Genomic DNA, 25804 nt, shown 5'->3' with positions numbered 1-25804 from the left:
AATTATCGGCAGCCTAAGTAGGGAATTACTTGTAAACCCTATTTTTCATTATCTGAATCAGCGATTTTTTCATCAATAGTTATTTTTTCGTCTTTCCACCAAATGGCCTCTTGTGGATTCTCTAAAATATCTGCAATTTCATGTTTTTCTTCTACTGCTGGAGCAGAACCTCGCAGCGCTTTCCCTGTTGTTTCCTTTACAAAAATCATTGTCAAAATACCAATTAAGCAAGCAGCCATAATATAATAAGCTGGAACCATTGGGTTACCAGTCACTTTTATAAGCCACGCCATAACCAATGGTGTTGTTCCGCCAAATAAGGAAACCGAAATATTAAAAGTAACGGCTAGCGCAACATATCTTACTTCTGTAAAAAATAAGGAAGGCAGCATGGACGGCATGGTTCCTTCAAATGTAGCTAAAAGAATTGCTAATATCATTAGTCCAAAAAACACCGTCGTGTAACTTCCACTTCCAATCATCTTGAATGCTGGGATGGACAGAATAACTATGCCTATTAATCCACTTAAAATAATACGTTTATTCCCAACCCGGTCACTAATATAGCCCATGAATAAAACGATTGGAATCATGATAAACATAATAATCAAAATGAACAAAAGACCAACTGTTTCACCATAACCTAGCACAACATTTAAATAAGATGGCATATATGATAGCAACATGTAATCGACAACATTAAAAAATAAAACTAAAACTACCCCTTTAAGCAGTTGCGGCCAATGATATACAAAAACTTTTTTTATTAAGCCTTTTTCTTTTTCTTTGTCTTTCCCTTCATTCATTGCTTCAAAGACAGGTGATTCCTCTAAATTATTTCTCAAATAAAGACCGATTAGTCCCATCGGAGCAGCAATAAAAAACGGAATGCGCCATCCCCAATCAAGCATTTTATCCGGTCCGAGTGTATAACTCAGAATCGTCACAATTGCGGATCCACCGATATATCCAGCTAATGTTCCCACTTCTAAACCACTTGAAAAAAAACCTCTTTTTTTATCTGGAGAAGATTCGGCGATAAATGTCATGGCACCTGAATATTCACCACCCGCGGAAAATCCCTGAACCAGTCTGGCCAAAAGCAAAAGTATTGGAGCCCAATTTCCAATCTTTGCATAGCTCGGTATCAAACCCATACATAGAGTAGAAAAAGACATTAACACTAAAGTGATCGTTAATATCTTTTTTCTTCCTAACTTATCACCCAACATACCAAAAAACATCCCGCCAATAGGACGAACGAGAAATGCTACAGCAAAAGTAGCAAACGAAAACACTAATTGTAGCGACCCGGCTGTGCCCGAAAAAAATACCTTTCCTATCGTTACGGCTAAATAAGAGTAAATTCCAAAATCAAACCACTCCATCGCATTTCCAAGGGCAGTAGCCACCACCGCTTTTTTAGCCGCTTTTGTATCAACAACCGTAATATCATCTTTTTTTAGTTTTCTTTTAGGACTTTTTTTACCCCCAGAAATTTTGTCCAATTGCTTCACCTATATTCTTATTAAAAATTATCATTTAATGTTATTTTGAACTGACTTCTTTATTTCTATTCCGATTGGTTTTCTGCTACACTCATACCGTACATTAACAATATTTTCGGGTTCGCCCATATCAAAGCCGCTAAAGGTAATTGGTGGAATTATCTTAAAAAATTAGAAGAAGGTCAAAAAAGGGTAAAATCGAAGCATTAACATTCTCTGCAGATAAGAATGTTGATTTTGCTTTAAGAATTAGTGTTACATTAATTATAAATATTACCAACTTTATGGTCAAATTTGGTGCTTTGCTTTATTCCATTCACTTCTTTTGTTTAATTTCTTTTTGTTAAAATATTTTCCTAGTAGTTTTATATGGAAAAAGTGTGTAGTGGCTTCTTATTGGTCAAATAAAGTAAAGAAAAAAAGAGGCTTCCAAAAAGTTTAGCAACTTAATGAAATACCTTCTTAAAAAGCTTAATATTTAGTTAAAAGACTACACGGAAAACGGAGCAATCTCAATATCCATACTTTCAAGCTTTTGTTTTATCGTTCTAATCATGTCTAAAGCAGTCGGAGTATCACCATGGACGCAAATCGTTTCTCCTTGCACTTCCATTTCCTCACCATCAAAGGTTGTCACTTTTCCTTCTGTCACCATTTTTAATACTCTCTCTGCAACAATGTCTGGATCAGTAATGACAGCACCTTTTTGTTTTCTTGATACTAACGAAAAATCGCTATTGTATTCTCGATCAGCAAACAATTCTAAAATAAAAGGTAATCCTTTTTCTTTTGCTACCAAATGTAATTGAGAGTTAGGCTTAACCATGATAGGTAGATCTGGTTTAACGGCAAGTACTGCATCCACTATATTTGTAGCCATTTCTTTATCTGAATCTGCCATATTATTCATATTTCCGTGCGGTTTTACATGCCGAAGTGGTGTTTCATGTTTTTGACAAAATATATCGAGTGCACCAATTTGATAAATAATCAAATTCATTAAGTCTTTTCTTGACATGTCGATATTTCGTCGCCCAAACCCAGCTAAATCTTGAAATCCCGGATGTGCCCCGACACCAACACCATATTTTTTGGCCATCGCTACTGTATGATCCATCGTGTTAGGATCTCCGCCATGGAACCCGCAGGCAACATTTACAGAAGAGATTAATTTTATCACTTCATCATCGAAACCAAGTTTATAAACCCCAAAACTTTCTCCCATATCACAATTCAAATCAATGGTTTTTCTCATTTTACACTCTCCTAAAAAATCAATTATAAGAATACGACTTTAATATTAAAAAATCATGTTCCATTTCTTTTAATAAATCATGTGCATCTTCAATTGTAATTTTTTCGAATGTTATACTGTCTCCCGGCTTCACTTGAGCTAATTTCGGTAGATCTACCGTGATTACTCCCCCTATTTTCGTATACCCGCCTACACTTTGCCTTCCGACTAAAAATATAATTGGCTGTCCATTTTTAGGAACTTGAATGGCTCCGAAAAATATCCCCTCAGACGTGATATCCGCCCCTCCTATATGCTCTATTACAGGTCCCTCTAGTCTGCAGCCCATTCGGTTCACATCTTTGGTTGCCTTATACGTAAAGGAAAAGAATGTATCTATCGCTTTTTTTGAAAAAGCTTCCTCTTGAGGACCAAGTATGACTCTCAGGTGAAATGAATTAGTGTAAGTAGGGATTAAATATTCAGGAAGACGACGCCTAATCCCTTGAAACTGGCTAAGTGGCTGCTCGTTAAAAGGAATAATATCACCTTTTTTAAGTGCTCTTCCTTCTATTCCGCCAATTTTTCCAATTGTATCGGTGGATCTACTGCCTAATATCTCTGGAACAGTAATTCCACCTAGTACACTGATATATGCTCTACAACCGGACTTGCATCCGGCAAAATGAATAATATCTCCAATATTTACTTTCACGGAGCACCACATGGGGGAAGGAACTCCGTTAATTGTAAAAGTAAGGTCCCCTCCTGTCACCGCTATAACGGTCTGCTTTAATGATTTCATTTTTAATCCCATGAGAGTTACCTCTAATACTGCCGAAGATTCCGGGTTTCCCACTAAAATATTGGCTATCCTATGAGAGTAATGATCGGCGGATCCAGATACAGCCAGCCCATATTTTTGGTATCCTGATCTCCCTAAATCTTGAACGGTTGTAAATACGCCTGGGTGAATGACTTCAAAAATAACAAATTCCTCCTTTCCCTGAACTGGTGTCTATTCAATTTTTAATTACAGGAATATATTTTCCATCTTCAACTTGTTCTTTTATTTCATTAAATTCGTCGATCTGTATTTCTTTAAAAGTCACTTTATCGCCCGCATGTAGTAAAAATGGCTGGTTTGCCTGCCAATCATATAAGCGTATCGGAGTTTGTCCAATTAATCTCCATCCTCCCGGACTTTCAACAGGATAAATACCCGTTTGATTATTTGCAATCCCTACACTCCCAGAAGGAATTGAAATCCGGGGATTTTCTAAACGAGGAGTAGCGATTCTTTTTGACATACCTCCCATAAAAGGAAAGCCAGGTGTAAACCCTATAAAATAAACTAAATAGCTGGCTGCACTATGAATAGAAATAACTTCTTTTGGTGATAGATTGTTATAAGTAGCCACACTTTCCAGATCAGGTCCATGTTCCCCACCATATAGAACAGGAATTTCAATATGTCTTCTTTTTTCATATTTATTACTGTCATTATTGGTTTCTAAATATTTGAGCAGCTCGACAGCTTGTTGGTAAGACAGTCGTAAAGGATTGTATTGAACGAGTATTGAACGGTAGCCGATAATAACTTCGCCAAAACCCTCTTCCGCCTTGTCTTCAATAAGTTTTGATAAATGGATGATCCGTTTATTTGTTTTTTCATCGATACCTGCATCGAGTTCCATCAAGATCGCTGAATCTCCAGCAGCTTTATATCTAAAATCCAATTTCATCAATCCCTTAAAAGGTACTCTTAAAGATTATTAATCTTCTTTATGATATTTAACATCCACAAATTTTAATGCAATTAACGCTATTACTGCTGCAATTATAATATATCCACTAATGGCGTATCCGGTATCAAATTTATTAAGAAGATAGGTAGAAATCAATGGAGCTACTCCTCCACCAATCAAACCTCTAAACATAAAAGTAATAGCTGATCCACTAAATCTAAGATGTGCCGGGAAACTAGCGGCAATAACCGGAGCCAACGGTGCCCACATAATAGAGTGAATGATAAATGCTATAATAATGGCCAAGAAAATTAATCCTGTACTTTTAGTATTTAGTAAATAAAAATACGGCAAAGCCCATAAAATAAGTAGTATATTACCAAATCCAAGTATTTTTTTTGGACTTATTTTATCGCTTAAATATCCAAATAAAGAGATTGCGAATACGGCTATAACTGCACCTACAAGTGTTGCATTAACAAAAATTGATTTATCTAAGCCTAAAAATTTTATTCCGTAGGTCGTCGTATAGAAAGCAAACACTCCAAATGCAATATCACTACTAACATTTGAAAATACTCCGGATATTACCTGTTTAGGATAATGCTTAAACACGGAAACAAAAGGTAATTTAGGTAACTCCTTTTCTTCGAGCGCTTTTTTAAACGAAGGAGTTTCTAGCAAATTGAATCTAATCACTAATCCAATAATTACCAAAAATATACTTAAAATAAATGGTACTCGCCAACCCCATGTTTGAAAACTATCGCCGGAAACTGTAATAAAAAGAGAAGTTACTGCTGTTCCTAGTATCAATCCCAGAGGAACTCCAATCTGAGGCAAAGCGGCCATAAAGCCTCTATTTTTCTTAGTTCCCCATTCCATTGAAATCAAAACTGAACCCGGCCATTCTCCTCCAATAGCAATTCCTTGTAAAAATCTAAGTACTGTAACGATAATAGGTGCCCATAATCCAATTTGATTATAACCAGGTAGTAAACCTACAAGAAGCGTCATGACCCCCATTAAAATTAAAGTGGCTACTAAAGAAACTTTTCTACCGATTTTATCGCCCAAATGTCCAAATAGAATTCCACCGATTGGTCTTGCAACATAACCAACCGCATAAGTTGAAAAAGTTAGTAGCGTTGCTACATATGGATCTTGTTCCGGAAAAAATAATTGCGGAAATATAATTGCAGCCATTGTTCCGTAAAGAAAGAAATCATACCATTCTATCGTTGATCCTAATACACTTGAAATCCCAGCAATTTTTTGCTGCTTGCTGCGATCAATTTGTGTATCATTCGCAGTGTTATGAACTGTATTCTCCCTAATTTTATTCATTAACTTTCCCCCTCGAATTAACAAAATTTTAAATGTTATAAACCTTGCTTATACAAATTAGGTACGCGACTAGAGAATACGGGTACTTTTTGGCGAACTTCCAATGTTTCTTCAATATTAATTGAAATATATAGCGTTTCTTCAACTGTTGTTGATCCTTCTATCAATGTATCTCCCGATGGATTAACGACCATGGAGTTGCCAGCAAAAGTAGTGGATTGATACGAGCCTACGTTGTTGCAGGAAACAACAAATAATTGATTTTCGATCGCGCGTGTAATTTGAATGTTTCTCCAATGGTTAAGTCGTTCTATAGGCCATTCTGCGACGATAAACAATACTTCGGCTCCTTCTAATGCAAGTGGACGGATAACTTCCGGAAAACGTAAGTCATAGCAAATGATAAGTCCCATCTTAATTCCATCAAGTTCGAAAACTTCAGGTACGATTCGCCCCCCCTCTAAATACTTCGGCTCGTTTAGCATCGGGACCAAATGGACTTTATCATATTGATAAATCGCTTCTCCTTGTCGGTTTATTACAACCGCTGTGTTAAAGATCTTTCCATTGACCTTATTTGCAAAAGAGCCGCCAATAATATTGATGTTAAAAGTTTGGGCCATCGTTTGAAGGAAAGGTATAATCGTTTGGCCGTTATCGTCTGCATAATGATGAATGTCCTCCAAAGTGTAGGAGGTAGTCCACATTTCAGGTAATACAATGACGTCCGGACCGGAGTTTTTCACTTCCTTTTCAATCCATGCACGTACTTTTTTCATATTTTCCATTGGATTACCAGGGATGATTTCCATTTGGTAAATTGAAATTTTCATCTCTTACGCCTCCAAATCTAAGCGGGTAATAGCATATTCCGCATGTATTTCATCATTTCTTACATTGTCAATGAATGCCATTTTAAATCCGCTACCATATTTAAATCCTTCTAATAGTGGTACAGTTCCCGAGAAGATGACGCAATTTCTCATAGAAATGTTCTTCTTATTGAGAAAAGCTTTTATATCATCCAAAGGAATAATTGCGTCAATCTTCGCCATTTGGTAATCCTGCCAATGACCGTCTATATAAACTTGTGAAGTTAATATAAGGTCATCCCAGTGATCAATTACGTCGTTAAGCTTCCATGCCTTATGAGCAAGCGGTTTATCGCAAATTTGTTTTGATTGGTTAATATCAATGGTTTCCAGTGATCGGTCTGTATGATCGCTGCCTACAGTAATGTATACATCATCATCTGAATCTCCGAATATTAGAACAATTTCCGCTTCACCACTTGATTCTCCACCAAGTACTTCAATTTCCTCAGTTTGATTAAGACTATTTCTGCGAACTGGATAGAGTGTCGGGATTTCTGCCGGACGTGGTACGCCGATTTTTTCTAGTTCATCAATATGCTCCATTGTTTTTTCTATATTGCGACCGGCATACCCTATACAATAAACAGAGTTTATAGTAATCTCTTTATCTTCGTTATTAATAGTTAACGGTAATGTTATCGTTTTCAATTTACTCCCCCTCTTCGGAAACGCTTTCATTAGTTTCATTTAGACTTGATAAAATAGCTGTTCGAGTATGCTCGATATGCTCTAATGCAGCCTTTTTTGCTTTTTCTACTTCTTTATTTTTTAGACAATCAATGATTCGCGCATGCTCTTTTAATGTTTGTTCCTTTCGATTAGGTAAATTCACCGCACTAACACCAAACCACCTTATTTGTTCACTTATCGTATTCATTAAATATACAAGACGGCCATTTCCACTCAATTCAGAAAGGTAAATATGAAAATCTTTATCTACTGATATGAATTGTCCATTATCTTCCACCTGACCAAGCTGTTTTACGTAAATTTCATTTAGCTGTTCAATGTCCCTCTCTTTAATGATCGGGATAATCAGTTCGATAATTAGACTTTCAAGTGCTTTTCTAATTTGAATCACTTCTTCAACATCCGAAATTGTAATTTGACTAACGAATGTCCCTTTTCTCGGTATAGACTTCACCCAACCTTCCATCTCCAATAGTAGAATAGCTTCTCTTACAGGGGTTCGACTAATTTCTAAGCTTTCGCCTAAGTCCCTTTCAAATAAAGCGCTTCCCGGAGGAATCTTTTGTAAAATGATTGCATTTTTAATTCCTTCATATGCTTGTTGCTTCAGAGAAGGAGCCTGCTGTACTTTAAATAGGCTCATCCTATATCTCCCTCCCATTCTGGCATGTGGCATGCCAGTTATATTTACAGTTTATTTAGAGTAGTTATTTTTGTCAATATATTTAAAGAATATAAACCACCTTGAATAATAAAAAAGCTGAAGAAAAATTTAATCTTCAGCTTTTATCCCAACTTAAAGTTTTTAATTTTTTCTCTGTAAAATGAAAAGAATGACAAGGATTCAAATCTTTTTCACGTCCATTTCTATCGCTATCAATTTGTATCAGCTTTTTATAGAGGAAGCCCTTAAATCAAATACAGATCAAGAAGAAACCCTAAAAAAACTAACTTATATTCTTGCCACCTTATGCATTCGCTCGAAAATACCTATCTTTACGTTTTAAGATAATCTCTTTTTTTCCATGCAAACGAAATTCCAATTCCAACTGCTAATAAGACCGTTGCAAAATAAAAAGGATAGTTTAAATTAATATCGAATAACATCCCGCCTATAATTGGTCCAATAACATTACCGATACTAGTGAACATAGAGTTCATACCGCCGACAAAACCTTGTTCATCACCGGCAATTTTTGATAAATACGTTGTTACAGCCGGACGCATCAAGTCAAACCCAACAAATACGGTTACAGTAACAATTAAAATGGTAAAATAGGTATTCACGATTGTTACTAAAAATACGAGTATCGCTGAGAAAATTAGGCAATAGCGAATTAAGCGAATTTCCCCAAGCCAGTTCGTTAGGCGATCAAATAAACCAATTTGAAAAACTGCCCCAAATATCCCGCCACCTGATACCACTATGGCAATATCCTTCGGGGAAAAGCCGAATTTATGATCGACAAATAAAGAAAACAACGATTCAAAGGACGATAGACCGAACGAAAAAATAAAAATAATAATAAAAGATATAAAATAGATCGGTACAAAAATACGTTTCCATCCTGTTTTTTGTCCTGTTCCTTCTCCATTTTCAAGTTGTCGTTCCGGTTCATGAAGTACAGCGACCGATATAATTGCCGTGACTACTGCAAAGGCGGCTGCAACGAAGAACGGCAAGCGAGTATTCAACTCTCCTAAAAAGCCGCCAAATCCGGGTCCAATAATAAAACCCGTCGAAATAGCAGCCGACATATATCCCATCGCTTTTGACCTTCCCTTAACCGTCGTAATATCTGCAATAAACGCGGTAACAGCTGGCATAATGAATGCTGCACTGACACCGCCAAGCATACGAGAAATAAAAAGCACCTCTACAGTTTTACCGATTCCAAATAAAAACTCCGAAATTCCAAAAATGATTAAACCAATAATAATCATTTTTTTACGTCCAAATCGGTCTACCCAACGGCCGGCAATGGGCGACAATATTAACTGCGTAAGTGCGAAAAACGCTACCATATAGCCGACAACAGATCCAGCAATATGTAATTCATCCATAATCGTAGGAGTAACCGGAATAACAAGGCCAATTCCTACAAAGACAATAAATAGATTAATCAATAATATAGCTAACATCATGTTTCGATTTTGCATATATTTTACTCCCTTTATGTAAGCTAAAATTCCTCTTTAAAAGTTATATCCAAATTCGTTCAAATAATAAGGCAATCATAAACAACCTTACAACGCATAATTTAATCCCTAATCTATCGATAGAGTCAAGTTTTTTGCTTTTAGCAAATGCTGAAATTCATGAATTGCTGCTACAAATCAATTAGTGGTTCATTTTCCTGTTACTGGATTTTATGATCAAGCAATGTTATAATCTCTATTCCTTCTTTTTTCCTCGAAACCACCCAGCTCATTAGCTGCTAAAGTGAGTTTGATAATTAAGCGGAGAAATTCCTCTTAATTTGGAAATAGCATTAAATATTGCTAAAATAGCCGGAAAGATTCCGGCTATTGACTCGAAAAACGTAAAAATGGGTACTTTTGCTTTGCTTAATCGGAAATTCTCCGCTTAAATTCCCCGCACCGAGCTCTATACAGCAGACTAACCGGAAAACTTCCGCTTATTTAAATATCACTGGTTACTGATTTAAGGATAAGATTTCTAATGTTTCAAAAAACCAAGTAAACCTCATTTAGATGCTTTGAATCTCTGTAATTCTTTATCGATCACTTTTTAATTTTTCCTAATTCATCTAAAAAGGCCGGCCTTTTTCTATATAAGGCTATTAGTTCATTTATCAATTCCAATTGTTTTGGCTTACCTACAATCTTTTTATATCTTCTGATTTTGTGACATACTCCTTGGTAATCTCTTCGATTGGATGAAGTACTTGCCGTATCTTTTATATACTCTTTATAAATTTCAATGACTTCTTCTTTATAATGCTTGACTAGCTTTTCAGCATATTCTTCTATATATCTCGTATTATCTTTAACATATTCCAAGAGTTCCTCAAGATCATTTTCTTCCTCTATCGTATGCTTCTACAACATTTCCTTCGAGGTAATAGGTATACCCTCTGTCTAAAATGGTTTTGTTTATATAGCTTTCAAAATTATTAATGTTCATATTCAGACCCTCGCCTTATCTATCGAATAATTTCGTATACGTTTTCCAATAGGTTAATCAACAAATAATCCCTTCTCATTAATCGGGGGAATATTTTATATATGATATCAAAAATTTAATCCTCAATCGGATCCAACTTTCATAAATGTTCAAAAGAACAGTACAACTAAATTTTTTTGAATTGTAAACTAATAAAAATAGGCAAAAATAAAAAAGGGTTATAAACTGATACAGCTATCGTTTATAATGAACTGGATAATCTTATAAAAAGTCGAGGTATAAAATGGTTATTATTGGAATTATCACTGTTATTTTATTTATTATTTTCCTAGCATTTTATTTAACAGATCCTAGACGAATGATAAACGGTTTTCTATTTAACCTGTTTATTTGTTCATTTCTTCTTTTTTGTGGTTATGTAGGATTCAGTTCAGATATTTTTATTTTTAAGTTAATCGCTCTTATCCCGACTGTTTTATTTATACTTTTTATCTCAGCATTCGGATTATTTGCACTAGGGGTAGGGTTATTTTTAAATGGCCGATTCCTGATGAAAAAAGAAAGCAGGCGATTCTCTAACAGTTTAACCCTCATTTTAGGGATCTTTCTTTTAGTATTGTTCTTATTTAAAATCATGAATACTGAGCGTTTTTTTTCTACTGAATTTCACCCTTTATACACTGGGGCTACTTTAATAATCGTTTATTTCTTTTTACACTTAACCAATTTTTTAACTGCTTATTTTTTATATCAATTTAACAAGCCAAAATTGAACCAAGACTTTATCATCGTACTTGGCAGTGGTTTAATTAACGATAAAGTGCCGCCGCTCTTGGCCAGTCGAATTAATAAGGCCATTGATTTTTATTGGAAACAAGCGGCTGCCGCTTTTCCGCCAATCATACTTTTCTCAGGCGGACAAGGTCCGGATGAAAACCTTCCTGAAGCGGAAGCCATGCAAACGTATGCTGTTGAGAAAGGAATTCCTTCTGAGCATACATTGACAGAAACTCGTTCAGTTAATACATTCCAGAATATGCTTTATTCAAAACAAATAATGGATTCAATAAAGGGAGGCGAATATAACAGCATCTTTACTACAAACAATTTCCATCTATTCAGGGCCAGCTTATATGCAAAAATGGCAGGCCTAAAGAGCCAAGGAATTGGTTCAAAAACTGCATTTTACTACTGGCCAAATGCAATGATTCGAGAATATATCGCAATCATTGTGATGCAACGTAACGTCATACCGTTGTAGTGGGGATCATTTTAGGAGTTTCCATCCTTTTAACCCTTTTATCCCTTCTTCTAGTTCTATTAAATTAACCAATATAAAAGCCATTCATCTATTGTGAATGGTTTTTTGTATTGGTTAGTTAAGTTTAAAGACGCACCATCGATCAAATTTGAATGTTAATCGTGTTCCATAATGATTCTTCCGTCATGGACTTTCGATGGATGATTTAAATTAACAACAGGATTTTGTGCCAGATAGTGATTGAGCTATTGAATAATCCGAAATACGCTGACAGCAATATCCAGTTTCATGTAAACCAAGAGACCATCGTGCTAGAAATAGATGAAATTCCTTTTCTCAGATAAGCTAACGGAAAGTCCAGCACAATAATCAGTAGCCTTTAAATAACTGAAAGCTTCCTTTACATTAAACCGCTTTTTCAAGAAATTCCTGCTTATCGTTTAAGTCTTTCAATAATCCCTTCGGTAAATTCTGTAGTCGAAGCCTTCCCACCTAGGTCCTTTGTTTTCACACCTTCAGAAATAGCCAAGAATAACCCGTTTTCTATATTACGGGCAATTTCCGAAACCTTTGGATCATTGTGCTGGCTAGCCAACCACTCTAAAAACATGACAGCAGATAGTATAATTCCTGTAGGATTCGCAATGTTTTTTCCTGCAATATCAGGTGCTGAGCCATGTGCCGCTTGAGCCATTGCTTGATTGTCACTGCTATTAATCGATGGTGCTAAACCAAGACTTCCCACTAACTCTCCTGTTAAATCGGATAAAATATCACCAAACATATTCTCTGTGACAATCACATCAAAGTCATTAGCACGTCTAACAAGATGTGCCGCCATAGCATCAATATGATAATCATCCACTTCCACATCCGGATATTGCTGACCCACTTCACGGCATACATCAAGAAATAACCCAGACCCCAGTTGAATCACATTTGCTTTATGTACGATCGTAACCTTCTTGCGGCGTTGCAGAGCCGCCTTAAATGCAGCATGGGCAATTCTTTCAATTGCTTTTCTAGTAAATACACCAGCGGAAATGACGATATCGGGTGTAACTTTCCACTCTCCAACACCAACATACATATTTCGATCACAATAATAACCTTCCGTGTTTTCTCGGTAAATCACTAAGTCCGCATCGCCTACTACGCTTCGAATACCTTCCATCGTTTTGGCAGGCCTAACATTTGCATATAAGTCAAAATAAGTGCGTAGCTCCCCACTTGGATTTCTTTTTTCTTTAAGTTCTTTTGGATACGATGCTGAGTCATGTGGACCCATAATCCATCCATGAGTCTCTTTTAACGCATCTTTTGTTGATTGCGGCATTGGATCATTGTATTTTTCTATTCCATCCCATCCCATAGGAAGCTCTACAAATTCAAATTTCGTTGTTCCTGCTAATTTCGATGCTGCAGTTAATACATCTACTGTTGCCTTTGTTATTTCAGGGCCAATTCCATCCCCATAAAGTACACCAATTTTATAGGTTGCCATGATAATTCCATTCCTTTCCAAAAGCCGATTTGTCTTTTAGATTAAATATAATAATAAAATAGTTAAAAGTATAATATATAAATCTAATAAATAATCATATGTTTTAATTATGGTTGTTTAATCCTGGAATGCTATCTAAACCGAAGGAAAAAGATCGAATACAAGACTGCATCAAAATAAAAGGAGCCCCATCTATCAGGATTAGGACTCTTTGATTAATTTTTGTACTTAGGATTTTAATAAACTTTTAGATTCAACATCCTTAAATTCCGCGGCAATTCTTTCAAGAGCTTTTTTAATGAGAGGTCTAGGTGATGGGATACAAATTCTTTGAAAACCTTCTCCTTCATCTCCAAACATTTCGCCATCCTCGAGCAGGACATTTGCTTTGTTATAGATGCGATCATGAATCTCCTTAGCTGAAAGACCGTATCCCCTAAAGTCCATCCACATCACGTAGGTTCCTTCAGGTATTCTGACTTTAACGGTCGGCAAGTTCTTCGCAAGGAAATTTTTCACATACTCCATTGTACCATCAAGATATTCGTTTAACTGTTCAAGCCATTCTTCTCCCTCATTGTAAACGGCGATTAGTGCAGCAATTGTAAATGGTGATGGTAGCTGCATGCCCAATGTTTCACTGAATTTTTGTCTTTTTTCTGGTTCGGAAATGATCACATTCGTACAATGAAGGCCTGCTGTATTAAATGTTTTGTTAATGGCTGTAAAAGTGATGATATGACAATCATTGTCAACTGTTTTTGCAATTGGAATAAACGTTTGATTACGTCTGATCAGGTCTCCGTGAATTTCATCTGCAATGATAAGGACATTATTTTTTATGCAAATATCCGCTAACCTTTGAAGCTCTTCTCTTGTAAAAATTCTTCCGGTTGGATTGTGCGGATTACAAAGAATGAACATCTTAGTGTTTTCATCCCTTGCTTTCTCTTCAAAGTCCTCAAAATCTATCGAATAATAGCCATTATCATCACATTTAAGGACATTATTTCTTACCTTTCTTCCGTTTCCTTCAATTGCTGCAGTAAATGGAGGATATACAGGGCGCTGAATGATGATACCATCACCGATTTCTGTAAATGCTTTAACAGCAATATTTAAAGCATGAACGGTTCCTGGACAGTATACAATATCCTCCTTTGCGATCTCCCAATCATGTCTCTTTTTAAACCAATGTTGTATGGCATCATAATAGGCATCTGGAATAATAGAATAACCGAATATCCGATGATCAACAGTTTTATGCAAAGCATCTAATAAAGCCTGTGAAACTGGTAAATCCATGTCGGCAGTAAATAGTGGTATCGTCTCTTCATCATATCTTTCTGTGAAACCCATCTTTTTAAGAAAATCACCACCATCCCATTTCATCGAGTAGGTATTCCTGCGATTGACGATTTCATCAAAATTGTATTTCATATTGATTCTCCCCCTTATGAATTTTTTAAAGCGCCTTCATTAATTCTTAAAGAAAGTTTAGCACTAAAATATCATCAAATGAATGATTTAGATGACCTTTTGAATTTTCAAACCAGAAATTTGACCGAGTAAATTTCTATAGTATTCAGAACGAATAGAAAAACCGCCAAATTCCTCGTGAGTTGTACATGAAAACCAAACAAAGTTATTTTTCAAAAAGGTTAAGTCTTCTGGTAATTTTGGAGCTACCCAATCGTATAGTGTGCTTGCAAATTTTTGCAGTAGTTCACATGTGGCCTGATTTGCTTCGATTATATATATCGTTGCTGCCGGTCCCTTTGTTATTGTATTTGCCCACTTTTTTGTTTTATAAGTTTCGACGGTGTACGGTTTAAATTGTACAAGAATTTCCGGATCGTATTTCAATTCTTTTCTAGTTACAAAATAGAATTGGTCCGAATGATCACAGAGCACTTTTATTAACTGCCGATACGTTTCTCCAGAAGGATTCTCAACTAAATCCCAATATTCCATTTCATCACCTATGTTTATAATGATAATAATTATCTAATACGTAATATTCGTAGGAAAGTTTCATATAGTCCCGTTAATAAAAAACACCATTCTTAATCGTAAATTTCTTACAATAAGAATGGTGTTTTTCACTTTTGAAACTATTATTAATCTTCTCGAGCCTAATTATCTTCTATCTTCTTAATGACCTCACCGTTTTTCTCGTAAAAAATGAACGTTTTCCCTGAAGGACCTTGGCAATCCAAGGCATCAGGTTGTATATTCAGAAACCACATTTTCAAGTTTTTAGCCTCCTTAAAATAAGGAGTCAATGGCAGTAAATCTGCTTCAGTTTTACCTATTTTAACTTTGGTAATATTAGGGTTTTCGGTAATCGCTGTTGCAACACAATTGAAGTGTAAATCGTATTCGATATCCTTTTCCTTCATATTCTTTAAGTCGTCATTATCAATTCGATAAACGGACGGACCCCTCCAAAGAAAAAATTCTTTCCAGAAACGAAGCTGATAGATTTTGTTTTCACCTGCTAAAATAAGCAATTGTTTATCAGTTGGTTCAATTTTTTTTGCATTCTTTAGAAATTCCGTGGACAGTTCTGTTCGCCTGTTTTCATTCACCCATGCCTGATACGCTCTCTCTTTTGTAAAATAGCTATCTTTTAAAAACAAATCTCCAGTTTTTAAAAAATATATGAACCAAACTAGTAAAAATACTATCAAAATAAAAATAAAAACTCGTACTAATTTCATTGATTTCCCCCTTTGTTTACCTCTTATGTTTGCATTAGTCTATCGATAAAACAATATTACTCCCACTTACCCATTTTCCGAATTATACCATAAATCTCCAAGGATTTAGAAAGCAATTAATCTATTTTCTAAAATGATAAGCAATATTCATAAAGAACTAAATAAAAATGTATATAAAAAAAACCTACAAACGAGATATTATCTCATGTAGGCTTTGCTTGGATTAATATTTGTTTAATTCCTTAATAGGTGTTTGAATGATGACTGGTTTCTTTTTAGGATCCAACCATTTTAAAATCTTCACAACATTGGTTTGCGATGTATCTGTGCAACCAAGCGTGTAGCTACTTCCTATATGGAAGAAGATTGCACTTCCTTTGTATGGTATACGTTTTGTATTGTAATTAATTACAAAACCGTAGTTATATGCTGAAATATTCATATTTTCAGCACTTTTCCACTGACCTTTGGTTTTCTTGCGAGATTGCCAAGTGTTGTAAAGTTTAGATTTTGAATCATCCACCCAAACATCATCGGATGTGATTTTTCGGTAAGGTAATTTAGTTCCTGGATTACTGTAACGTCCAAATGCCGTCCCGATAGTATACTTTCCAATTGGAGACTTTTTACCGCCTTCACTCATCTTGGATGCCGGAGTGAATCCATATTTACCAATATGACCTGTTGTAGTTAAAACAGGAATCCATTTTCCTTTAGAATTTTTCTCAAATGTTCGTATTTCAGCGGAGGAAGTATTGTAACCGTTAGAAGTGACAAGAATTAATTGCTTATTACTTCCCACTGTCTTTAACCCTGCTGCTAAATTTTTAGGAGCAGCTGGTTTCTTCGTAGTAAGGTATTTGTTAGACACCCAACCCGTTTTACTTCCAATCGTCACCTTACTCCAAGAACCTTTTGTTTGCGTTACTTTTACCGATTGATTCTTTTTAACAGTCGTAACTACTTTATATTTTGTACTTGCACCGCTTCTGACATTTAATACACTAGCTGTGACATACATTGTTTTAGAAGTCGTTTTCGTTGCTGCACTTTTCTTAGCTGTAGTAGCTGGTTTCTTCGTAGTTAGATATGTATTAGATGCCCAACCGATTTTACTCCCCACGGTTACCTTATCCCAAGAACCTTTAGTTTGGGTTACTTTAACCGATTGATTCTTCTTAATCGTTGTCACCACTTTGTATTTCGTACTTGCACCAGTTCGGACATTTAATGTACTAGCTGTAACATATTTGGTTTTGCTAGTCGCAGCATGAGCCGGTTCAGCCATATGGAATCCTGCAAATACAACGAAAAGTGCAATAAAGATTGCGAATATCTTTTTCATCAATTTCCCCTCCCTTATAGTATTGAAATTAACCTTTTTATAGTTTTAAACCGGAAGTGCCCAGCAAGGGAAGTTAACACAAAAGTAATTTTACCATTATTCATTTATAAAATCATTTCACTATCTTTACAGTTTGATAGTTTATGATTAAATAATCATTACTCTGCTAATGAATCGGATGTATCAGACAAAGTTATTTGATTTTGGTTGTTATAACTGAATGATGTCCCTGTGTTGGAAGAAAAATAAACGGAAAAATTCCGTTTAAATTGGGAAATATCCATATTTCCCTTAAAATAAAGGAAGTTTTTCCGGTTATATTATCCAAATCCTTGGATTATGTCTTATTTAGAGAAGTTAATCGGAATAACTCCGCTTATTTCTGCTTTTTTAACCTTCTCTATATACAATAGCCGGAAATTTTCCGCCTATTCGCCAGGGCAGTTCTTTTTTGTTGAATCGACAGAACCTTCCCGGGGGTTAAATTAAAATATGAGACTGACGATTATTGAGGAGAGAACGCTTACAAGAGTAGCACCATATAACAATTTTAACCCGAAACGAGCAACGACATTCCCTTGTTTTTCATTTAACCCTTTCACCGCTCAACGATTGTACCAATAGATCCAAAGTTTGCAAATGAGATTAAAAATACTGAAACAATGGCCGTTGTACGTTCACTCATACTGTTTTGTATCTTAACAAAATCAAGCATTGCAACGAACTCATTCGAAACAAGTTTGGTTGCCATGATACCACCTGCTTTAACAGCTTCATGCCATGGAACACCCATTAAAAAGGCAATTGGCGCAAACACATATCCTAAAACTCCTTGGAATGAGATGCCAAATATACCATTAAAGATTCCGTTAATTAAAGCAATTAATCCAACAAAACCAACTAACATTACTCCAACTACTATGGCCACTTTAAAGCCGTCCATAATATATTCGCCAAGCATTTCAAAAAATGTTTGTTTTTCTTGTTCCTTAACTTCAACTATATCTTCTTCCGGTTTCACTTCATATGGATTAATTATAGATGCAATGATAAAACCGCCAAATAAGTTTAATACTAATGCAGCCACTACATACCTAGGTTCTAACATGGTCATATAGGAGCCAACAATTGACATTGATACGGTCGACATCGCAGACGCACATAATGTGTACAAGCGATTTTTAGACAAAAGTCCGAGTTGGTTTTTAACAGAAATAAATACTTCATTTTGTCCTACAATTGCTGCTGCAACCGCGTTATAAGATTCTAATTTACCCATACCATTTACTTTACTTAGCACTAAACCAATATACTTAATAATAAACGGCAGTATTTTGAAATGTTGTAAAATTCCTATAATCGCAGACATAAATACAATTGGCATCAAAACATAGAGAAAAAATGTATGAGCACCTTTATTTGCCATTCCACCAAAAACAAAATCGGTACCTTCATTGGCATAACCGAGCAATTTGGCAAAACCATTGGCAAAGCCTTTAACTAAAAATTCACCTACACCCGTTTTTAATAGAATCAACCCTAAAACAATTTGAATAACAATCATTACTATGATTGGACGATATTTAACCTTTTCCTTATTACTACTCGCAAGCCATGCCAGTAACAGAACAATAATCAAACCAATAACAGAAATTAAATAATGCATTCTTTTATTCCTCCAAATATCGGTTAAAAAGCTTGTACCATTTTTCGATATCTTTCTATTAAAATCATAAATTAGTTATCAATGATTGTATTAAGGGCTATTTCTACCATTTCGTTAAAAGATTGTTCACTATCTTTATGAGATGAGCGTTCATTTGTTAATAATTGGCTGCCTACTGTCAAAATAGATAATGCTTTCACACCATATTTAGCAGCTAATGTATAAAGTGCTGTGCTTTCCATTTCGACCGCTAATACACCGAAATCCATAAACTTGTGAAGTCGATCTAATGTTTCACGGTAAAATTCATCTGAATTATAAATGTTCCCAACAAAGACGTTCACGTTTTTATTTTGTGCTTGCTGATATGCTTTCATTAACAACGAATAATCCGAAGTCGGTGCATAATTACACCCGTGGAAAATTTTCTCCGTCATATTGCTATCTGAAGAAACTGCTTGGGCTAATACAATATCACGGATATTAAGTTCTTTTTGCATAGCACCACATGTACCAATTCGAATCAATTTTTTAACACCATAATCGTTTATCAATTCAGTTGCATATATACTCATCGATGGGTTTCCCATCCCTGTCCCTTGAACCGAAATCGGAACACCTTTGTATAATCCGGTGTAACCATACATCCCTCTTACTTCGTTATAACAATGGGCATTATCTAAAAACTTTTCTGCCACAAATTTTGCGCGCATTGGATCTCCCGGGAGTAAAACGCGTTCAGCTATTTCTCCTTCTTTTGCTTCCAAATGTACACTCATGTTTTTTCCTCCTTTTAGCTTTCTTTTAACAGTGATACCCACATGGAAATCGCTTACATTTCCCACCTTGAACTAATTTTCCTAGAAAATTGATGAGGTAAAATAAATTTAAAATCTACTAAAAGCATAAGTTTTTTTAAAATAACAAACTAGACCAAAAACTTACGGAAGGAACAGAAAATAATTGACCAAATTATAAAAGCAATTCTTTACGAATATTATCGAAATCTCTTTTAGTTGGTATGGTAGAAATAATAACAACGGGCACTGTCTTTAACGTTACAGGGATATTACTAATAACGAAATCAATTTTATGCTGCTGTACAATTTCATCGGTCAGTCCTTTCATTATTGAAGTATTAATGATCAATTCATCCCCAATTTCTTTTTTAATCAGTTTCGCTACGTAATGTTGAATTGAAAATTCTTCTCCAATAACCAGAAAAGCCTTTTTACTTTTATAATGTAAGCTTGAACTAACTAACAGCGTTAATTTTGTTAAATGAAAGTCATTATACGTTACAGCAGGGTATGCAGTATTCCACTCTTGCAAGCAAATTTGCACTTCTTGATAATTTTGCTGACATTCTTTTTGAACATACGTAATTAAATTATTATTTGAATTCAACATCAATTCTGGAATTGCATTATCAATTAAAAGCTTGTCAAAAAACTCATCTATTTCCCAAAGAAAACGTTCATTCATATTAAGATTGGGATACACCTCTAATAATAACGATAAAAACCGATCAACCATTTGATATTCTACTTTATTTTTGCCTCGCTCAGCTTCCTTCACTTTCACCATTATCGAATGATCGTAATAATTATATTGGCTAGTACTAAATAGTGATTGCATAAAGAATATTTCACTTTGCGACAATTCAATTGCGAACATTTGCTGAAGCTTTTTTGCTAAATTTGTCACCGGTAAATAAAACATTCCTTGTTTCCAAGGATAATTTCTTTCGGAAATTGTTACAGATTCACCTTTATTTACTCTTTCTAAAACAATAGCAACTAAAAAAGACAATCTTCTTTTGGAGTTGATAAAATAAACAATATTTTTTTCTTCCTCAATATTTGATATTAATTGATTTATAACATCAAAATTAATCTTGGAAAATGGCCATCCTGCAAACTCATAGGCATCACAATACAATTTCCAATAAAAATATCGAATATTAATTTCATTTCCTTTCATTGAAGGTGAAGAATAAGTGATGCGCAGATTATAAGGTTTAAGTACATGATTATTTAATTGGATAATACACTTTTTTAAAGAGGAGGAACTCATGAACATTACTTCGGCTAGTTCCTCGAGTGTGAATCGACCACCATCAGTAAATAACAAATCCATTAATCGAAAAAAAGTGGTTTGTTTAAACATATTAGAAATCACTTCACTAACAGTTTTGCTTCTCCTATCACGTTGGAGAAAGATCCCCTTTCCCCTGGAAACTTCAATTTTTATACCAGAAGGTAGTTGCTTGCTTATCCCTTCAGATATCTTGCTTATTGTTTTATCAGAAACACCTAATTTTTTCTCGATTTCGGCTAAAGTAAACCATCTTTGCTCAGTATCGAGCAATGTTAAAAATTCGCTCGCTATTAAAAAATCCTTATCCATTTTTTCACCTTTTTTCTAGCTAATTTATATCCGTAAAAAATCTCATTATATAAGTATAAAGGATAATGAATACAGAATCATAATTTCAAAGGGCATGAACAACCACCATTACCCATTTAATATTTTGTGTCTTTGTCTATGAACGATATTTTATCCACTAAAGAATTAATTGTTGATCCTTTTGAAAAAGCTAGTTCTGATAACTAGAAAACTATATTATAATTATTAAGATAATTAAAATAATTCAAAGGGGATGGAGAGTTATCCATGACACAAGAGATAAGTCATAATTATTATAAAGAATTAATTGATTTACAGGATGTAGAAGGGGTGGAAGCTCAAATTCGAAGTTTACTTGAGGTTCCGATTGAATCCATTTCTGACCTAGAACAGTGGTTAAAAGATGAAAAGGATTTAATGAATAAAATCACTGAGGCGATGACAGGTCACCAAGTAGACTTCTACCGGAATACAGAGGATGTTCAAGTCAAGTCGACTTATCTTCACGATCAACAAGTCATTCAACCACTTTTAATGAAATATGAAGCAAAACTGAATGAGAAATTTTGTGGGTCTCCTTATATACAACAATTAGATGAAAAACAGTACGGCTTAATGCGACGTGTTCGCGAATCCAAAGTTAAACTGTTCAGAGAAGAAAACATTCCATTAATGGTAAAGGAGCAAGAGCTCTGTACGAAATATAGTGAAATTATGGGTGGGTTAACAGTTGAATGGGACGGGGAGGAAAAACCTTTTCCGTTTATCCAATCCCAACTTGATCATTTAGACAGAGCAGTTAGAGAAAAAGCTTATAACAAGATAGGTTCTGCCTTTCTTCAAATTAAGCCTGATATGGACGCCATCATGGACGAACTCATTCAACTACGCCATCAAATTGCTGTAAATGCAGGCTTTGAAAATTATCGCGATTATATATTTGTGGCCAAAAATCGTGAGTATAGTGTCCAAGATTGTTATGACTTTCATGAAAATGTAGAGAAACATATTATTCCTGCTTGGAATCGACTTGCAGAAGTTTTTAAATCCAAGCTTGGTGTCGATACTTATCGCCCTTGGGATAACACCGCTAAATTAATGAAAAACCCACCATATGCAGAGGTGTCTACTCTAATGGATGGTGTTTCTGAGATGTTAGGAAAAACTGACCCATATTTTGCAGAACGTTTCGATTACATGAGAGAGCATGGGTTATTAGATCTTGGGGATCGGAAAGGAAAAAGCCCAGGTGGTTTCTGTACCCCCTTACCTGTTTCAGGAGATACCTTTGTTTTTGCGAACTTTAGTCCATCCTTTTTCTCTTTAATCGCATTAATTCATGAAACGGGCCATGCTGTGAATGGATACCTCGAGTATGCAGAACATGGTCCTATTGAAGAGTATCAGCATCGAATGGAAATTGCTGAACTGTATTCGCACGGGATGGAATTGCTCTTATTGGATAAGCTGGATCAATTTTATCCTGAAGAAGAAGATTTTAAGAGCGCACAGCGTGAAGAACTGAGACGGGCATTTACAATGTTATTCGGCCCATTGTCAGGGGACCTCTTCCAGCATTGGATGTATACGAATCCTACACACACTGCCAAAGAGCGTGATGAAAAATTCTTTGAAATCTCAAAACGTTATGGCTTAAACCCGGTCGATACTTCTGGGCTGGAGGAAGAAATTGGGATGAGTTGGGTAGGCACCCTTCATTATTTCGAAGTTCCTTTCTATAATATTGAATACTCCATTTCGATGCTTGGTGCTCTACAATTACTTGAGACCTATCGAGAAAACCCAGAGCAGGCTATCGAATCCTTTAAAAAAGGCGCAAGTGCGGACTACAATCAATCCATCGCAGCTATTTATAAGCAAACTGGGGTCAGTTTTGATTTTTCAGAGCCGGCTGTTAAGCGAATGGGTGAATTCCTAGAAAAGGTTATTCAAGACATTCATTAACAAAGTGAGCAAGGGTACGGTTCTTAGTAAAGGACAATAGGAAATTGCGTGCAAAAAGGTACAACTAGTTAGTTTTCTAGTTGTACCTTTTGCTATACAGTAAAAAGATCTGTCCACAACATTTTGGATTGTTCGAGAAGTATGAAGCCGCGGTCCCAGCTAACTCTTTGTGTAAATTTTGCTAGTATTTTTTCTGTTCAGTAAAAATTTAGTCCACCCTTCTTTTTTATCCTTGTTTTTGAGCAATAATAATATATAATGCTTCATTTGCTACTTTGTTAGTAGGAAATATTTTTTCTTTGATATCGAATCCTGCATTTAGTAATTCTTGTTCCATTACAGATGAATGTACTCTCGGACTAACAGATGCCTCTTTTGGTTCAAATTCTACACATAACAAGTATCCTTTCTCTATTAGTACTCTGTTTATTTGTTTCAAAGTATTGGATAAAGGATTAACTTCATGTAATGCTATGGACGCTAAGGCAATATCAATTGTGTTGTCTTCCAGTGGAATATTCTCAAAACTGCCCTTTATAGTTTTAATATTATCTAGTTTTTCTTTTTTTGCTTTAGATTCTAAATAGGTAAGTATACCTACATCTAAATCTAATGCATAAACAATACCGTCAATTTGTTTAGCTGCAGGAAGTGCCAAATACCCTGTTCCTGCACCTAAGTCCAAGATATTGTCAGATCTCTTTATCGGGAGCAATTTTAACAAGTCTTCTGCTGGAAAATTATTTTTTCTATCAGCATTTTCTAGTATATTGATCTTTCTTGTTAATTTGTCACTTTCATACATTTAAAATGAGTTGCGATACACACTCCACATGCGCAGTATGATGATTTATTTAAACTAGGTTAAATGAGACACAACTATGAGTAACCACATGTAGTAGTTAAAATGAGTATCTTTTCGAAACACTTGATTCTATTTGCGCTAATTAAAACTTATTAAAACTGTTTATGTTTTTGTCATTGGTGGCAGAACGGTGGAATATTAACCTTTGCCACCGAAAATAGATAATTATTAAAAACAAAAGAGCACAGCGTGTAAAAGTAGTGCTACCAACACTCTTTTACCGTCCGCCTACTCAGACTAGGCAAACACTTGCTGTACCCTTAGGTGTAGTTTATTACATCATAGGTTTCTTTGCAACGGTTTGCTTAAATCAGGCCGTTGCTTTTTTGTTTCCAAAAAGGAGACAAGGTTCATGAATAAATACCACTTTTCACATTTAGAGAATTATACTACATTTAATAGTGTGGAAGAATTAAATCACCATGTGAATAATTTTCGTGATAAAACTACAGAAACGGAATTCAAGGTTTTGTGGTTCATTAGTCGTTATGCTGTAAAATTCATTGGTGCAGCACACTTAAAATTAGCTACCATTGCAGATGGAATTGGGATGTCTATTAAAACTGTACAACGAGCTTTAAAATCACTAGTGGAATTAGAAGCAATTAATAAAGTAAAGACAAACAAGCCTGTTAAAGGAGGACAAGGAGCTAATATTTATCAAATCTTGCCTTCTTATGATCTTGATGTCCAGGCGCAAATGTCCAAGCGTAAAAATGCCGAAATACCGCATGATAGCGAATTTAAAGAAGAAAATTCAGAAAATCAATCAGCTATTTCTTTAAGCTCTAAATCATTTAAAGAATTTAATACGTATACGGCACCTGAAACAGATTCTGACACTTATTTTAGTGCGCCGTATCGTTCAGTAATAAAAACAGTTTTTCAATATGTTGAAGATAAAAAACTAGCAAGTAAAATGTACGGAATCTATTTAGCGCAGATTAAACATATTAAAGGCCAATACAGTCAAGATACATTATTAGATATTACTTTGTCTGCAATTCGTACAAGCTTTATAGCAACGAAGAATAAAGCTATTAAATCTATTACTGGATATTTCAATGGGATTCTCAACAACAAATTAGATGAATTGTATTATCAAACTCTTGAATCAATGGATGAAGGTAATTACAATTCACCTAAACAGCTTAACGGACCCATATTTTATGATTGGTTGAATTAAACGAGAAAAAAAGATGTGGAGGAATTATATTATGAATAAAATTACAAAGGAAAATTTATACGAAAGACGAGAAATGAAAACAAGAAGGAAAATGTATTCAATCTTTAATTGTTCATCATGCAAAAAAATAGTAAGCATTGAAACTCATCCACACTTTTTTCTAGTCGCTGAACATCTAACCGGCCCCATAGAAAGTTCAGGAAGATATTGTTCAACTGATTGTGTATTTAATCATTTAGATTCGTTGAACATTAACATCGATAGAATTATTGAAGAACATAATGAGCTGATGGATAAGATAGATAGTCATTAATAAAATCATGGACAAGC

Annotated in this window: 21 protein-coding genes and 1 pseudogene; 3 read left to right on the top strand and 19 right to left on the bottom strand. The window is 35.1% G+C overall.

Going from position 1 to position 25804, the window contains the following annotated elements; all coding sequences use genetic code 11:
- Window positions 1–38 precede the first annotated feature (38 nt).
- The 10 genes from proP to B5V89_RS06930 form a co-directional block, all read right to left on the bottom strand.
- Window positions 39–1508 carry a glycine betaine/L-proline transporter ProP gene (gene proP / locus B5V89_RS06975; protein ID WP_108071167.1) on the bottom strand — a complete coding sequence of 490 codons (1470 nt, stop codon included), beginning with the start codon at window positions 1506–1508 and terminating at the stop codon, window positions 39–41.
- Window positions 1509–1998: 490 nt separating this feature from the next.
- Window positions 1999–2763 carry a LamB/YcsF family protein gene (locus tag B5V89_RS06970; RefSeq protein ID WP_107958692.1) on the bottom strand — a complete coding sequence of 255 codons (765 nt, stop codon included), beginning with the start codon at window positions 2761–2763 and terminating at the stop codon, window positions 1999–2001.
- Between the two features lie 19 nt (window positions 2764–2782).
- A complete protein-coding gene (locus tag B5V89_RS06965) occupies window positions 2783–3718 on the bottom strand; it encodes a 5-oxoprolinase subunit C family protein (RefSeq protein ID WP_108071165.1) in 936 nt (311 codons plus the stop codon).
- A 46-nt stretch (window positions 3719–3764) separates the two neighbouring features.
- Entirely contained in the window at window positions 3765–4481 is a 717-nt protein-coding gene (gene pxpB, locus B5V89_RS06960; RefSeq protein WP_108071163.1) for a 5-oxoprolinase subunit PxpB, read from the bottom strand.
- 36 nt (window positions 4482–4517) lie between these two features.
- On the bottom strand, window positions 4518–5837 hold the full coding sequence (locus B5V89_RS06955) for an MFS transporter (protein WP_066231327.1): 1320 nt from the start codon (window positions 5835–5837) through the stop codon (window positions 4518–4520).
- A 35-nt stretch (window positions 5838–5872) separates the two neighbouring features.
- Complete coding sequence (locus B5V89_RS06950) at window positions 5873–6670, bottom strand: carbon-nitrogen family hydrolase (RefSeq protein ID WP_107958328.1); 798 nt, start codon at window positions 6668–6670, stop codon at window positions 5873–5875.
- A gap of 3 nt (window positions 6671–6673) precedes the next feature.
- Window positions 6674–7360 (bottom strand): DUF2848 family protein, encoded by a 687-nt coding sequence (locus tag B5V89_RS06945; protein WP_066226136.1) that lies wholly within the window; start codon window positions 7358–7360, stop codon window positions 6674–6676.
- A gap of 1 nt (window position 7361) precedes the next feature.
- Window positions 7362–8045 carry a GntR family transcriptional regulator gene (locus tag B5V89_RS06940; protein ID WP_108071161.1) on the bottom strand — a complete coding sequence of 228 codons (684 nt, stop codon included), beginning with the start codon at window positions 8043–8045 and terminating at the stop codon, window positions 7362–7364.
- Between the two features lie 353 nt (window positions 8046–8398).
- Complete coding sequence (locus B5V89_RS06935) at window positions 8399–9562, bottom strand: MFS transporter (protein WP_107958324.1); 1164 nt, start codon at window positions 9560–9562, stop codon at window positions 8399–8401.
- Window positions 9563–10147: 585 nt separating this feature from the next.
- Window positions 10148–10426 (bottom strand): hypothetical protein, encoded by a 279-nt coding sequence (locus B5V89_RS06930; RefSeq protein WP_108071159.1) that lies wholly within the window; start codon window positions 10424–10426, stop codon window positions 10148–10150.
- Window positions 10427–10833: 407 nt separating this feature from the next.
- Here B5V89_RS06930 and B5V89_RS06925 point away from each other — a divergent pair, with 407 nt between their 5' ends.
- Window positions 10834–11811, top strand: a complete 978-nt coding sequence (locus B5V89_RS06925; protein WP_066226121.1) for a YdcF family protein — start codon at window positions 10834–10836, stop codon at window positions 11809–11811.
- 433 nt (window positions 11812–12244) lie between these two features.
- Here B5V89_RS06925 and B5V89_RS06920 read toward each other — a convergent pair whose 3' ends face one another.
- From B5V89_RS06920 to B5V89_RS06885, 8 genes and pseudogenes are all read right to left on the bottom strand, one after another.
- Window positions 12245–13315 carry an isocitrate/isopropylmalate dehydrogenase family protein gene (locus B5V89_RS06920; protein ID WP_108071157.1) on the bottom strand — a complete coding sequence of 357 codons (1071 nt, stop codon included), beginning with the start codon at window positions 13313–13315 and terminating at the stop codon, window positions 12245–12247.
- 228 nt (window positions 13316–13543) lie between these two features.
- Window positions 13544–14755 (bottom strand): MalY/PatB family protein, encoded by a 1212-nt coding sequence (locus tag B5V89_RS06915; protein ID WP_108071155.1) that lies wholly within the window; start codon window positions 14753–14755, stop codon window positions 13544–13546.
- Window positions 14756–14842: 87 nt separating this feature from the next.
- Window positions 14843–15289, bottom strand: coding sequence for a hypothetical protein (locus tag B5V89_RS06910; protein WP_108071154.1), 447 nt, complete (start codon window positions 15287–15289; stop codon window positions 14843–14845).
- 161 nt (window positions 15290–15450) lie between these two features.
- Window positions 15451–16038, bottom strand: coding sequence for a hypothetical protein (locus tag B5V89_RS06905; protein WP_108071151.1), 588 nt, complete (start codon window positions 16036–16038; stop codon window positions 15451–15453).
- Between the two features lie 223 nt (window positions 16039–16261).
- Window positions 16262–17383 carry an SH3 domain-containing protein gene (locus tag B5V89_RS06900; RefSeq protein ID WP_244913467.1) on the bottom strand — a complete coding sequence of 374 codons (1122 nt, stop codon included), beginning with the start codon at window positions 17381–17383 and terminating at the stop codon, window positions 16262–16264.
- 485 nt (window positions 17384–17868) lie between these two features.
- Window positions 17869–19049: pseudogene (locus tag B5V89_RS06895) on the bottom strand (NupC/NupG family nucleoside CNT transporter).
- Window positions 19050–19120: 71 nt separating this feature from the next.
- On the bottom strand, window positions 19121–19828 hold the full coding sequence (gene deoD / locus B5V89_RS06890) for a purine-nucleoside phosphorylase (protein ID WP_108071148.1): 708 nt from the start codon (window positions 19826–19828) through the stop codon (window positions 19121–19123).
- Window positions 19829–20021: 193 nt separating this feature from the next.
- Window positions 20022–21458: an AcpB/EbpR/MafR family transcriptional regulator gene (locus B5V89_RS06885; RefSeq protein ID WP_108071146.1), complete on the bottom strand. Its 1437-nt coding sequence runs from the start codon at window positions 21456–21458 to the stop codon at window positions 20022–20024.
- 267 nt (window positions 21459–21725) lie between these two features.
- Between B5V89_RS06885 and B5V89_RS06880 the strand changes: the two genes are divergently transcribed.
- The gene (locus tag B5V89_RS06880) at window positions 21726–23423 is read left to right on the top strand and encodes a M3 family oligoendopeptidase (protein ID WP_108071144.1); all 1698 of its coding nucleotides are present in this window, start codon (window positions 21726–21728) and stop codon (window positions 23421–23423) included.
- A 226-nt stretch (window positions 23424–23649) separates the two neighbouring features.
- Here the strand turns inward: B5V89_RS06880 and B5V89_RS06875 are convergent, their stop codons facing one another.
- Window positions 23650–24228 carry a class I SAM-dependent methyltransferase gene (locus B5V89_RS06875; RefSeq protein ID WP_108071143.1) on the bottom strand — a complete coding sequence of 193 codons (579 nt, stop codon included), beginning with the start codon at window positions 24226–24228 and terminating at the stop codon, window positions 23650–23652.
- Window positions 24229–24640: 412 nt separating this feature from the next.
- Here B5V89_RS06875 and B5V89_RS06870 point away from each other — a divergent pair, with 412 nt between their 5' ends.
- A complete protein-coding gene (locus B5V89_RS06870) occupies window positions 24641–25474 on the top strand; it encodes a helix-turn-helix domain-containing protein (protein WP_108071141.1) in 834 nt (277 codons plus the stop codon).
- Window positions 25475–25804: the final 330 nt, after the last annotated feature.

The organism is Heyndrickxia sporothermodurans, from assembly GCF_003055045.1.
Classification (GTDB): Bacteria; Bacillota; Bacilli; order Bacillales; family Bacillaceae_C; genus Heyndrickxia; species Heyndrickxia sporothermodurans.
This window is presented reverse-complemented; position numbering and strand designations above follow the sequence as displayed.